Source organism: Variovorax saccharolyticus (assembly GCF_030316765.1).
GTDB lineage: Bacteria > Pseudomonadota > Gammaproteobacteria > Burkholderiales > Burkholderiaceae_C > Variovorax > Variovorax saccharolyticus.
Genome location: NZ_JASZYT010000001.1, coordinates 978,963 through 991,270, shown reverse-complemented (window position 1 = coordinate 991,270; position 12,308 = coordinate 978,963). Strand labels below are relative to the sequence as shown.

Here is a 12,308-nt window from a genome sequence, read left to right as displayed (position 1 = left end):
CGGGCGCTCAGGCGTTTGCGAGTTGCTCGTGCATCTCCTGGATCGAGATGACGCCGAGTTCGTCCATGTGCTGCATGCCTTCGACCGCCGCTTCGGCGCCGAAGATCGTGGTGAAGGTCGTCACGCGGGCCAGCAGCGCCGAAGTGCGGATCTGGCGCGAGTCGGCGATCGCGTTGCGGCGCTCCTCGACCGTGTTGATGACCAGCGCGATCTCGTTGTTCTTGATCATGTCGACGATGTGCGGGCGGCCCTCGGTGACCTTGTTGACCACCGCGCAGGCGATGCCCGCCGCGCCGATCGCCGCCGCCGTGCCCTTGGTCGCGATCAGCTCGAAGCCCAGCTTGGCCAGGCCGCGTGCGACCTCGACCGCACGCGCCTTGTCGTTGTTCTTGACCGAGATGAAGACGCGGCCAGACTTCGGCAGGATGGTGCCGGCGCCGATCTGCGACTTCACGAAGGCCTCGCCGAAGGTCTTGCCCACGCCCATCACTTCGCCGGTGGACTTCATCTCGGGGCCGAGGATGGTGTCGACGCCCGGGAACTTGACGAACGGGAACACGGCTTCCTTGACGCTGAAGTACGGCGGCGTGACTTCCTTCGTCACGCCCTGCGACTTCAGCGACTGGCCGGCCATGCAGCGGGCCGCGACCTTGGCCAGCTGGATGCCGGTCGCCTTGCTGACGTAAGGCACGGTGCGCGAGGCACGCGGGTTGACCTCGAGCACGTAGATCACGTCCTTGCCGTCCTTCTCCTGGATCGCGAACTGGACGTTCATGAGGCCGACCACGTTCAGCGCCTTGGCCATCGCGGCGCTTTGGCGCTTGAGCTCGGCCACGGTCTCGGCCTTCAGGCTGTAGGGCGGCAGCGAGCACGCCGAGTCGCCCGAGTGCACGCCGGCCTGCTCGATGTGCTCCATCACGCCACCGATCAGGGTCGTGCCTTCGGCGTCGCGCAGGCAGTCGACGTCGCATTCGACCGCGTCGTTGAGGAAGCGGTCGAGCAGCACCGGCGAGTCGTTGCTGACCTTGACCGCCTCGCGCATGTAGCGTTCGAGGTCGCGCTGCTCATGGACGATTTCCATCGCCCGGCCGCCGAGCACGTAGCTCGGACGCACCACCAACGGGTAGCCCAGAGCGGCGGCCTTCTCGAGCGCCTCGGGCTCGGTGCGCGCGGTGGCGTTCGGCGGCTGGCGCAGGCCGAGTTCGTGCAGCAGCTTCTGGAAGCGCTCGCGGTCCTCGGCGGCGTCGATCATGTCGGGGCTGGTGCCGATGATCGGCACGCCATTGGCTTCCAGGTCGAGCGCGAGCTTGAGCGGCGTCTGGCCGCCGTACTGCACGATCACGCCGGTCGGCTTTTCCTTGTCGACGATCTCGAGCACGTCCTCGAGCGTGAGCGGCTCGAAGTACAGGCGGTCGCTGGTGTCGTAGTCGGTCGAGACGGTCTCGGGGTTGCAGTTGACCATGATGGTCTCGTAGCCGTCCTCGCGCATCGCCAGCGCGGCATGCACGCAGCAGTAGTCGAACTCGATGCCCTGGCCGATGCGATTCGGACCGCCGCCGAGCACCATGATCTTCTTCTTGTTCGTCGGCGCAGCCTCGCACTCGTCCTCGTAGGTCGAGTACATGTAGGCGGTGTTGGTCGCGAACTCGGCCGCGCAGGTGTCGACCCGCTTGTAGACCGGGCGCACGCCCAGGGCGCGGCGCTTCTCGCGGATCGCGGTGTCGGTGGTCTTCAGCTGACGCGCCAGCCGGCGGTCGGAGAAGCCCTTCTTCTTGAGCGCGAGCAGGGTGGCCTTGTCGATGTCGTCGAGCGACTTGGTTTCCAGCTCGAGCTCGATCTTCACGATCTCCTCGATCTGCACCAGGAACCAGGGGTCGATCTTGGTCAGCGCGAAGACTTCATCGACGCTGAGGCCCATCGCGAAGGCGTCGCCCACGTACCAGATGCGGTCGGGGCCGGGCTCGCCGAGTTCCTTCTCGAGCACTTCGCGGTCCTGCGTCTTCTCGTTCAGGCCGTCGACGCCGACTTCGAGGCCGCGCAGCGCCTTCTGGAACGACTCCTGGAAGGTGCGGCCCATCGCCATCACCTCGCCGACCGACTTCATCTGGGTCGTCAGGCGCGAATCGGCCTGCGGGAATTTCTCGAAGGCGAAACGCGGGATCTTCGTGACCACGTAGTCGATGCTGGGCTCGAAGCTGGCCGGCGTGGCGCCGCCGGTGATCTCGTTGCGCAACTCGTCGAGCGTGTAGCCGACCGCCAGCTTGGCCGCCACCTTGGCGATCGGGAAGCCGGTCGCCTTGGAAGCCAATGCCGACGAACGCGACACGCGCGGATTCATCTCGATCACGACCATGCGGCCGTCTTTCGGGTTGATCGAGAACTGCACGTTCGAGCCGCCGGTGTCGACGCCGATCTCGCGCAGCACGGCCAGCGAGGCGTTGCGGAGAATCTGGTATTCCTTGTCGGACAGCGTCTGCGCGGGCGCAACGGTGATCGAGTCGCCGGTGTGCACGCCCATCGGGTCGAGGTTCTCGATCGAGCAGACGATGATGCAGTTGTCGGCCTTGTCGCGCACGACTTCCATCTCGTACTCTTTCCAGCCGAGCAGGGATTCTTCGATCAGCAGCTCGTTGGTGGGCGAGGCTTCCAGGCCGCGCTTGCAGATGGTCTCGAACTCTTCGGGGTTGTAGGCGATGCCGCCACCGGTGCCGCCGAGCGTGAAGCTCGGGCGGATCACGACCGGGAAACCGACCGTCTTCTGCACGGCCCAGGCCTCGTCGAGCGAATGGGCGATGCCCGAACGCGCCGAACCCAGACCGATCTTGGTCATCGCGTCCTTGAACTTGAGGCGGTCCTCGGCCTTGTCGATGGCTTCGGGCGTGGCGCCGATCAGCTCGACCTTGTACTTGTCGAGCACGCCGTTGCGCCACAGGTCGAGCGCGCAATTCAGCGCGGTCTGGCCGCCCATGGTCGGCAGGATGGCATCCGGGCGTTCCTTGACGATGATCTTCTCGACCGTCTGCCAGGTGATCGGCTCGATGTAGATGACGTCGGCCGTGGCCGGGTCGGTCATGATCGTCGCCGGGTTGCTGTTGATCAGGATGACCTTGTAGCCCTCCTCGCGCAGCGCCTTGCAGGCCTGCACGCCGGAGTAGTCGAACTCGCAGGCCTGGCCGATGATGATCGGGCCGGCGCCGATGATGAGGATGCTCTTCAGATCTGTGCGCTTAGGCATTCTTCTGTCCTTCTTTGTGACTTTGCATGAGTGCCGTGAAGCGATCGAACAGGTAGCCGATGTCATGCGGGCCGGGTGAGGCCTCGGGGTGGCCCTGGAAGCAGAACGCGGGCTTGTCGGTGCGGGCCAGGCCCTGCAGCGTGTTGTCGAACAGGCTGATGTGGGTCGGGCGCAGGTTGGCCGGCAGGCTCTTCTCGTCGACCGCGAAGCCGTGGTTCTGGCTCGTGATGCTGACGCGGCCGTTGTCCAGGTCCTTCACGGGATGGTTGGCGCCGTGGTGGCCGAACTTCATCTTGAAGGTCTTGGCACCCGAGGCGAGCGCCATGATCTGGTGGCCCAGGCAGATGCCGAAGGTCGGGATGCCGGTCTCGATCAGTTCCTTGACCGCCGCGATCGCGTAGTCGCAGGGCTCCGGGTCGCCCGGGCCATTGGCCAGGAAGATGCCGTCGGGACGCAGCTTGAGCACGTCGGCCGCGGGCGTCTCGGCCGGCACCACCGTGATGCGCGCGCCGCGCTGGGCGATCATGCGAAGGATGTTCTTCTTGACGCCGTAGTCGAAGGCGACCACATGGAACTTGGGCGTGATCTGCACGCCGTAGCCCGAGCCGAGCTTCCACTCGGTCTGGGTCCACTCGTAGGTTTGCTTGACCGACACCACACGGGCCAGGTCGAGGCCGGCCATGCTGGGTGCGGCCTTGGCAGCGGCGACCGCCTTGTCGATCAGCGCCTGGCTGACAGCCTCGCCTTCGGCCAGGCCGAGGATGCAGCCGTTCTGGGCACCGTTCGTGCGCAGATGGCGGGTCAGCTTGCGGGTGTCGATGTCGGCGATTGCGACCGTGTTGCCGCGCACCAGGTACTGGTTCAGCGTCTCTTGCTGGCGGAAGTTGGAAGCGACCAGCGGCAGGTCCTTGATGATCAGGCCCGCGGCATGGATCTTGTCGGCCTCGATGTCTTCCTCGTTGACGCCATAGTTGCCGATGTGCGGGTACGTGAGGGTCACGATCTGCTGGCAGTAGCTCGGGTCGGTCAGGATTTCCTGGTAACCGGTCATGGCGGTGTTGAACACCACCTCGCCGGTCGTGGCACCGGTGGCGCCGATCGAGTTGCCGAGAAAGACCGTGCCGTCTGCAAGCGCCAGGATGGCGGGCGGGAATTTTCCCTTGAGAGACAAAAGCACTGGGATCTCCGGATGGATGACGCCCAAAGCGAACCCAAGAAAGACTTTGGGCTGCGACCTTCGTCGAGGAGTTGGCTTGCGTGCGCTGTGGGCGGGGTGTGAGCGGGAAAGCCCTTGATTATAGCCGGCCCGCGTCCCGGGCATCCGCTCCGGCAGCACTTGCATACAAGCATATCGCCGCCGCCGCCGCGACGTTGAGCGACTCTTCGCCGCCCGGTTGCGCGATCCGGACGTGGCGCGACGCCCTGGCCTCGATTTCCGCGGAAACCCCCTGCCCTTCGTGCCCCATCAGCCAGGCGCAGGGAAACGGAAGTTCGGCGCGATGCAACCACTCGCCACGGTGCGAACTGGTGGCGATCCAGGGCACCTCGAGCGCGTCCAGCGCATCGATGCCGACCCCTTCGATCAGCCGCAGGCCGAAGTGGGCCCCCATCCCGGCACGCAGCACCTTGGGCGCCCACAGCGCCGCCGTGCCCTTGATCGCAATCACCTGCTTGAAGCCGAAGGCGGCGGCGCTGCGCAGGATCGAGCCGACATTGCCCGCATCCTGCAGCCGGTCCAGCACCACCGTGGGCGCCGACGGCTCGACCTCCTGGCGCGCCGGCAGGTCGAGAATGAAGCCCATCGGCGCCGGGGATTCGAGCCCGCTGACCGCCGCCAGCAGCGCATCGGGCAGCACCACGGTCTTGGGCGCCGCGGCGGACCATTCGTGGCGGGCGGTCGGCCACAGGGATTCGGCGAACACCGCGACCGCCGGCCGCACGCCGCGTTCGCGCGCCGCGCGGCAGAGGTGGTCGCCTTCCAGCCAGACCCGGCCGGCCTTGCGGTAGCCGCCCGGGTCGTGCGCCAGCTTGCGCAGTTCCTTGAGCAGCGGGTTGTCCTTCGACGTGACGTGGCTGACCTCGTCGACGCTCACCAGGGATCTCCGACGCCGGCCGGCTGCCCTGCCGGGGTCGCCATGCGGGCCAGTGCCGCGGCGACCGGGCTGAAGGACTTGCGGTGGTGCACGCAGGCCCCATGGCGCAGCAGCGCCTCGAGGTGCTCCGGCGTGCCATAGCCCTTGTGGCCGGCAAAGCCGTAGTGCGGGAACTCGGCGTGCAGGTCTTCGCAGAGGCGGTCCCGATGCACCTTGGCCAGGATCGAGGCCGCCGAGATCGCCTTGACCCGGGCATCGCCCTTGACGATCGCCTCGGCCAGCACGTTGAGCGTCGGCAGCCGGTTGCCGTCGACCAGCACCTTGACCGGCTTCAGGCGCAGGCCCTCGACCGCGCGGCGCATCGCGAGCATCGTCGCCTGCAGGATGTTGTGGGTGTCGATCTCCTCGACGCTGGCCTGGGCGACGGAGCAGCACAGCGCCTTGGCGAGGATCTGGTCGTGCAGGCGCTCGCGCTGCAGCGCGGTCAGGGTCTTCGAATCGGCCAGGCCGCGGATCGGCCGCTGATCGTCGAGGATCACGGCCGCGGCCACCACCGGGCCGGCCAGCGGACCGCGGCCGGCCTCGTCGACGCCGGCCATCAGCCCCGGGCCATCCCACAGGAGGCTGGCCTGCTCAGCCTTCAAGAACTTTCTGGATCGCATCGGCGCACAGTGTCGGCGTATCGCGCAGCAATTCTGCGTGCATCGCGCAAAAACGTTGTTGCAAGGCGTGAACCTTCTCCGGCGAGGCGAGCCAGCCCAGCGTGGCCTCGGCCAGCGCCTCTGGGGTGGCGGCGTCCTGCAGTATCTCGGGGACCACGAACTCACGGCTCAGGATGTTGGGCAGGCCGACCCAGGGCTGCAGCTGCTTGCGCTGCATCACCAGCCGCCAGGTCAGCGAATTCACCCGGTAGGAGATCACCATCGGCCGCTTGAAGAGCGCGGCCTCGAGCGTCGCGGTGCCGCTGGCGATCAGCGTCACGTCGCAGGCGGCCAGCGCGGCGTGGGACTGGCCGTCGAGCAGGTTCACCCGACCCGCCATGGGACTGGCCTTCAGCAATTGCTCCATCTCCTGGCGCAGGCTCGGCAGCACCGGACAGATGAAGCAGAGGCCGGGCCGCGACTTCAGCATCAGGGCCGCGGCGTCGAAGAACAGCGGCGCCAGCTGCCGCAGCTCCGAACGCCGGCTGCCGGGCAGGATAGCGACCACTTCGGCCTCGGGATCGAGTCCGAGCGCGGTGCGCGCCGCCGCCCGGTCGGGCGCCATCGGGATCACCTTGGCGAGCGGATGGCCGACATAGGTCGCGGCGATGCCGTGCTGCGCGAGCAGGGCCGGCTCGAACGGAAAGATGCACAGCACATGGTCGGCAGCGGCGCGGACCTTGTGGACCCGCTCCGGACGCCAGGCCCAGATCGACGGGCAGACGAAGTGCGCGGTCTTGATGCCGCGCTCGCGCAGGCCGGCCTCGAGGTCGAGATTGAAATCGGGGGCGTCGACGCCGATGAAGATGTCGGGCGACTCGCGCAGCAGGCGGGCCCGCAGCTGGCGCCGGATGCCGGCGATCTCGGCATAGTGGCGCAGCACCTCGACATAGCCGCTCACGGCGAGCTTTTCCTGGGGCCACCAACTCTCGAAACCACGCGAGAGCATCCGGGGGCCACCGATGCCGACCGCCTGCATCGTGGGCCACCGCGCCTGCAGCCCATCGAGCATGAGGCCCGCCAGCAGGTCGCCAGAAGCCTCGCCGGCGACCAGCGAGAACCGCCGCGGCTTTTCAGACATGCGGCAACTCAGCGCGCGATGCCGCGCGTGGCACCGGCGAGAAAGTCACTCATCATCGCGACGTCAGGCGCCGCCTCGGGCACTTCGGCAGCCAGTGCCTGGATTGCGGCACGCGCCTCGTCCAGCGTCTTGCCCTGGCGGTACAGGAGCCGGTGCATCTGCTTGACCGCCGCGATCCGCGCGGGCGAGAACTCGCGGCGGCGCAGGCCGACCACGTTGAACCCGCGCACGGCGAGAGGATTGCCGTCCACCAGCATGAAGGGCGGCACGTCCTGCGTGACCGCGCTGGCAAAACCGAGCATGGCATGGGCACCGACCGACACGAACTGGTGGATGCCGGTCAGCCCGCCCACCGTCACCCAGTCGGCCAGGTGCACGTGGCCGGCCAGGGTCGTGTTGTTGGCGAGCGTGGTGTGGTCATCGACACGGCAGTCATGCGCGATGTGCGTGTAGGCCATGATCCAGTTGTCGTTGCCCACCCGCGTCACGCCGCCGGCCCCGGGCACGCCGATGTTGAAGGTGCAGAACTCGCGGATCACGTTGCGATCGCCGATGACCAGTTGCGTGGGCTCGCCGGCGTATTTCTTGTCTTGCGGCACCGCGCCCAGCGATGCGAACTGGAAGATCCGGTTGTCGCGGCCGATGGTGGTCCTGCCCTCGATCACGCAGTGCGCGCCGATCGTGGTGCCGGCGCCGACCCGCACGTGCGGGCCGATCACGGCGTAGGGACCGACACTGACCGTCGGGTCGAGTTCGGCCTGAGGGTCGACGATCGCCGTCGAATGAATCAGGGTCATGCCGGCAGGATCAGTTGATCTGGCGCATCGCGCACATCAATGTCGCTTCGCAGGCCAGTTCGGCGCCGACCAGCGCGCGCCCCTTGAACTTGGAGATGCCGGCCTTCATGCGCTCGATCTCGACCTCGAGCGTGAGTTGGTCGCCGGGCTCGACCGGCCGCTTGAAGCGCGCGCCATCGATGGCGGCGAAGTAATAGACCGTGTTGTCGTCGGGCACGATGTCCAGCGAATGGAAGGACAGCAGCGCGGCCGCCTGGGCCATCGCCTCGAGCATCAGCACGCCCGGCATCACCGGGCGATGCGGGAAGTGGCCATTGAAGAAGGGCTCGTTCATGGTCACGTTCTTGAGTGCCGTGATGCGCTTGCCCTTTTCCATGTCGAGCACGCGGTCCACCAGGAGGAACGGGTATCGGTGAGGCAGCAGCTTGAGGATTTGGTGGATATCGAGCGTCGTCATGATTTCTTGTCCTGCATCGTCATTTTTTCCAGCGCCTTGAGGCGCTCCCGCAGACTGTGCAGTTGCTTGAGCGTGGCAGCGTTTTTCTCCCAGGTCGCATTGTCGTCGATGGGAAACACGCCGGTGTAGAGGCCGGGCTTGTGGATGGAGCGCGTCACCAGCGAGGTCGACGAGATGTTCACGTGGTCGGCGATCGTCAGGTGCCCGAGCACGCCGGCCCGGCCGCCGAAGGTGCAGTGGGCGCCGATGGTGGCGCTGCCCGCCACCGCGGTGCAGCCGGCCATGGCGGTGTGCTTTCCGATGCGCACGTTGTGGCCGATCTGGATCAGGTTGTCGAGCTTCACGCCGTCCTCGATCACGGTGTCCTCGAGGGCGCCGCGGTCGATGCAGGTGTTGGCGCCGATCTCGACATCGTCGCCGATGCGCACCGCGCCAAGCTGTTCGATCTTGACCCAGGCGCCCTCGTGCGGGGCCAGGCCGAAGCCGTCGGCGCCGATCACCACGCCCGGGTGCAGCAGGCAGCGCGCGCCGATGATGCAGTCCTCGCTGACCGTCACGCGGGACTTCAGCACCGTGTCGGCGCCGATGCGGGCACCGCGCTCGATCACGCACAGCGCGCCGATGCGGGCGCTCGGGTCGACCACCGCTTCGGGGTCGATCACTGCGCTGGGATGAATGCGCGCGGTCTCGGGCCGGGCATGGGCCTTCTTCCAGAGCTGGGTCAGCCGCGCGAAGTAGAGATAGGGATCGGGCGTCTCGATGAAGGCGCCGCGCGCCGCCGCCGCATCGTGCATCGCCGGCGCCACGATCACGCAGGCGGCGCCGGAGGCGGCGAGTTCCTTCTGGTATTTGGGATGGCTCAGGAACGCGATCGCGTCGCCACCCGCCGTCGCGAGCGGTGCCAGCCGCTCGATCGAAAGCCCGGGATCGCCCTGGAGATCACCTCCGAGGGCCTCGATGATTGCGCCTAGCCGAAGTGCCACGCCGATAGACGGCGCTACTTGCCGCCGGTAGAGGTCGACGCGTTGAGCGCCTTGATCACCTTCTCGGTGATGTCGTGCTTCGGGTTGATGTAGATCGCCTCCTGGAGGATGGCGTCGTACTTCTCAGCCTCGGCCACCTGCTTGACCACGCGGTTGGCGCGCTCGTAGACCTGCTGCAGCTCTTCATTCTTGCGGGCGTTCAGATCTTCCTGGAATTCGCGACGCCGGCGCTGGAAATCCCGATCCTGGTCGACCAGCGCCTTCTGGCGCGCCAGGCGCTGGCTCTCGGTCAGCGTCGAAGCTTCGCGCTCGAACTGCTCGGAGGCCGCCTTGAGCGCCGCACCCTGTGCCGTCAGATCCTTTTCGCGCTTGAGGAACTCGGCCTCCAGCTTGGCCTGGGCGGCCTTCGCCGGCAGCGCTTCGCGCAGCACCCGGTCAGGATTGACGAAACCGATGCGAAAGCTTTCCTGCGCCTGGGCGGGCATGCCCACCGCCATGACGACAGGAACCAGCAGCGCACCGGCGGCACGAAGCAATGGAGTCATTAGAAGGTCGTTCCGATCTGGAATTGCAGGCGTTGAATTCTATCCTCCGGGATTTGCTGGGCCACATCCCCCTTCTCGTACACGACCGGGAAGGCGTAGGCGATGCGCAGCGGGCCCAGCGGCGAGATCCAGCTGATGCCCAGGCCGATCGATGCGCGGAACTTCTTGATCGAGTCCCACTGGGCGTCGGTCGACCATGGCGTGCGGTCGCCGAACACGTTGCCGGCGTCCATGAAGGTGTAGAGGCGCAGCGTCCGGTCGTTGCCGGCACCCGGGAACGGGGTGCTCAGTTCGGCGTTGAAGACCGCCTTCTTGGTGCCGCCCAGCGCCGCGCCTTCGATCTGGCCGAACAGTGGGATGTCGCGCGGACCGAGCGAGTTCTGCTCGAAGCCGCGCACCGAACCCAGGCCACCGGCGTAGAAGTTCTTGAAGATCGGGTACACCTCGCCGCCGTAGGCCTTGGCATAGCCCAAGTCGCCGTTGATCGCGAAGGTGTACTGCTTGTTGATCGGGAAGAACTGCTGGTACTGGTAGTTGGTCTTGTAGTACTTCATGTCCCCGCCGACCCCGACTTCGAGGTTGGCGCGCTGCAGGACGCCGCTGGTCGGGACCAGCGCGCTGTCGCGGTCGTCGCGGGCCCAGCCTACGGTCAGCGGGATGCCCGAAACCGTGGGGTTGCCGCAGTACAGGAGGATGTTCCGGTCGCCGGAGATGCAACCGAAGTACTGCTGGTACGAGAACGGCACATAGCCCGCGAACGAGGTGCCCGGGTCGAAGCGGTAACGCTCCACGCCGGCCCCGAAGAAGATCGTGTCGCGCTCACTGAACGGCACGCCGAAACGGATGTTCGCGCCTTCGGTCGTCAGCTTGTAATTGCCGTCGATGCTGGCGTAGTACGGCTGGGTGGTCGTGGTGTAGATGCTGAAGCTGCGCGAGATCCCTTCCTTCGTGAAGTAGGGATCGGTGGTGACCAGCGACAGCGAGCGGTTGTACTTGCTGGTGTTGACCTGCACGCCGAGGTAGTTGCCCGAGCCGAACACGTTCTCCTGCGAGATGCCGAAGGTCAGGCTGACCTTGTCGGCGCTGGAGAAGCCGGCGCCCAGCTGCAGCGAGCCGGTCGGCTTCTCCTTGACCTCGACCGTCAGGTCGACCTGGTCGGGCACGCCCGGCACCTCCTGGGTGTCGACCTGGACGTCGGTGAAGAAGCCGAGGCGGTCGACCCGGTCGCGCGACAGCTTGATCTTGTCGCCGTCGTACCAGGAGGCCTCGTACTGCCGGAACTCGCGGCGGATGACTTCGTCGCGCGTGCGGTTGTTGCCGCCGATGGCGACCCGCCGGACATAGACCCGGCGCTCGGGCTGGGCGTTCAGGGTGAGCGCGACCCGGTTGGTCGTGCGATCGATCTCGGGGGTCGCCTGCACGCGGGCGAAGGCGTAGCCGAAGCTGCCGAAGTAGTCGGAGAAGGCCTTGGTGGTCCGGGTCACTTCTTCGGCGTTGTAGGGCTCGCCAGGCTGGATCGACACCAGCGACTTGAACTCGTCCTCGCGGCCCAGGTAGTTGCCGGCCAGCTTGACGCCGGAGACCACGAACTTGTCGCCTTCGCTGATGTTGACCGTGACCGAGAGATCCTGCCGGTCGGGCGAGATCGCCACCTGCGTCGAATCGATGCGGAACTCGAGGTAGCCGCGCGACAGGTAGTACGAGCGCAGCGTCTCGAGGTCGGCGTTGAGCTTGGCGCGCGAGTATTGGTTCGACTTGGTGTACCAGCTGAGCCAGCCGCCGCTGTCCTGGTCGAACAGGCTCAGCAGGGTCGACTCGCTGAAGTCCTTGTTGCCGGCGATGTGCACTTCGCGGATGCGCGCCGGCTCGCCTTCGGTCACGGTGAAGGTCAGGTTGACGCGGTTGCGCTCGATCGGCGTGACGGTGGTCACGACCTGTGCGTTGTAGAGGCTGCGGCTCACGTACTGGCGCTTGAGCTCCTGCTCGGCGCGGTCGGTCAGGGCCTTGTCGTAGGGACGCCCGTCGGCCAGGCCGACTTCGCGCAGCGCCTTCTGCAGCGCCGCCTTCTCGAATTCCTTGGTGCCGACGAAATCGACGTCGGCGATCGTGGGCCGCTCCTCGACGATCACCACCAGCACGTTGCCGTTGACGTCGATGCGCACGTCCTTGAACAGCCCCAGGTCGAACAGCGCCCGGATCGCGGCGGAGCCGCGCTCGTCGTTGTAGGTATCGCCCACGCGCAGCGGGATCGACGCGAAGATCGTTCCCGGCTCGACCCGCTGCAAGCCCTCGACCCGGATGTCGCGCACGGTGAAAGGCTCGACCGCCCAGGCTGCCGTGGCCGCCAGCGCGCTGGCCACTACCGCGGCAACGCTGCGCAGGCGAAAGCGACTGAATGTTGTGTTCATCTGTGAAT

The 12,308-nt window shown here is 66.7% G+C and carries 10 protein-coding genes; all 10 read right to left on the bottom strand.

All coding sequences use genetic code 11. The features are described from left to right. Nucleotides 1-7: 7 nt before the first annotated feature. The gene (gene carB, locus QTI45_RS04885) at nt 8-3,235 is read right to left on the bottom strand and encodes a carbamoyl-phosphate synthase large subunit (RefSeq protein ID WP_286367620.1); all 3,228 of its coding nucleotides are present in this window, start codon (nt 3,233-3,235) and stop codon (nt 8-10) included. Next, nucleotides 3,228-4,412, bottom strand: coding sequence for a glutamine-hydrolyzing carbamoyl-phosphate synthase small subunit (gene carA, locus QTI45_RS04880; RefSeq protein ID WP_286653661.1), 1,185 nt, complete (start codon nt 4,410-4,412; stop codon nt 3,228-3,230). Before carA ends, carB begins: the two co-directional genes overlap by 8 nt. Before the next feature lie 118 nt (nt 4,413-4,530). Further along, nucleotides 4,531-5,328 carry a TrmH family RNA methyltransferase gene (locus tag QTI45_RS04875; protein ID WP_286653660.1) on the bottom strand — a complete coding sequence of 266 codons (798 nt, stop codon included), beginning with the start codon at nt 5,326-5,328 and terminating at the stop codon, nt 4,531-4,533. Then, entirely contained in the window at nt 5,325-5,990 is a 666-nt protein-coding gene (gene rnhB, locus QTI45_RS04870) for a ribonuclease HII (protein ID WP_286653659.1), read from the bottom strand. Before rnhB ends, QTI45_RS04875 begins: the two co-directional genes overlap by 4 nt. After that, the gene (gene lpxB, locus QTI45_RS04865; RefSeq protein ID WP_286653658.1) at nt 5,962-7,110 is read right to left on the bottom strand and encodes a lipid-A-disaccharide synthase; all 1,149 of its coding nucleotides are present in this window, start codon (nt 7,108-7,110) and stop codon (nt 5,962-5,964) included. The genes rnhB and lpxB overlap by 29 nt, the downstream gene beginning before the upstream one ends. An 8-nt stretch (nt 7,111-7,118) precedes the next feature. After that, nucleotides 7,119-7,907, bottom strand: coding sequence for an acyl-ACP--UDP-N-acetylglucosamine O-acyltransferase (gene lpxA, locus QTI45_RS04860; RefSeq protein ID WP_286367615.1), 789 nt, complete (start codon nt 7,905-7,907; stop codon nt 7,119-7,121). A 10-nt stretch (nt 7,908-7,917) separates the two neighbouring features. Next, on the bottom strand, nt 7,918-8,364 hold the full coding sequence (fabZ, locus tag QTI45_RS04855) for a 3-hydroxyacyl-ACP dehydratase FabZ (RefSeq protein ID WP_286367614.1): 447 nt from the start codon (nt 8,362-8,364) through the stop codon (nt 7,918-7,920). After that, nucleotides 8,361-9,347: a UDP-3-O-(3-hydroxymyristoyl)glucosamine N-acyltransferase gene (lpxD, locus tag QTI45_RS04850; protein ID WP_286653657.1), complete on the bottom strand. Its 987-nt coding sequence runs from the start codon at nt 9,345-9,347 to the stop codon at nt 8,361-8,363. Before lpxD ends, fabZ begins: the two co-directional genes overlap by 4 nt. Nucleotides 9,348-9,361: 14 nt before the next feature. Beyond that, the gene (locus tag QTI45_RS04845; protein ID WP_286367612.1) at nt 9,362-9,892 is read right to left on the bottom strand and encodes an OmpH/Skp family outer membrane protein; all 531 of its coding nucleotides are present in this window, start codon (nt 9,890-9,892) and stop codon (nt 9,362-9,364) included. Next, a complete protein-coding gene (gene bamA / locus QTI45_RS04840; protein ID WP_286367611.1) occupies nt 9,892-12,300 on the bottom strand; it encodes an outer membrane protein assembly factor BamA in 2,409 nt (802 codons plus the stop codon). The genes QTI45_RS04845 and bamA overlap by 1 nt, the downstream gene beginning before the upstream one ends. Nucleotides 12,301-12,308: the final 8 nt, after the last annotated feature.

Excerpts from the sequence above, each read along its gene's own strand:
- lpxB (WP_286653658.1), bottom strand. The coding sequence starts at position 7,110 with ATGTCTGAAAAGCCGCGGCGGTTCTCGCTGGTCGCCGGCGAGGCTTCT.
- QTI45_RS04845 (WP_286367612.1), bottom strand. The coding sequence starts at position 9,892 with ATGACTCCATTGCTTCGTGCCGCCGGTGCGCTGCTGGTTCCTGTCGTC.
- bamA (WP_286367611.1), bottom strand. The coding sequence starts at position 12,300 with ATGAACACAACATTCAGTCGCTTTCGCCTGCGCAGCGTTGCCGCGGTA.
- fabZ (WP_286367614.1), bottom strand. The coding sequence starts at position 8,364 with ATGACGACGCTCGATATCCACCAAATCCTCAAGCTGCTGCCTCACCGA.
- lpxA (WP_286367615.1), bottom strand. The coding sequence starts at position 7,907 with ATGACCCTGATTCATTCGACGGCGATCGTCGACCCTCAGGCCGAACTC.
- rnhB (WP_286653659.1), bottom strand. The coding sequence starts at position 5,990 with ATGCGATCCAGAAAGTTCTTGAAGGCTGAGCAGGCCAGCCTCCTGTGG.
- carB (WP_286367620.1), bottom strand. The coding sequence starts at position 3,235 with ATGCCTAAGCGCACAGATCTGAAGAGCATCCTCATCATCGGCGCCGGC.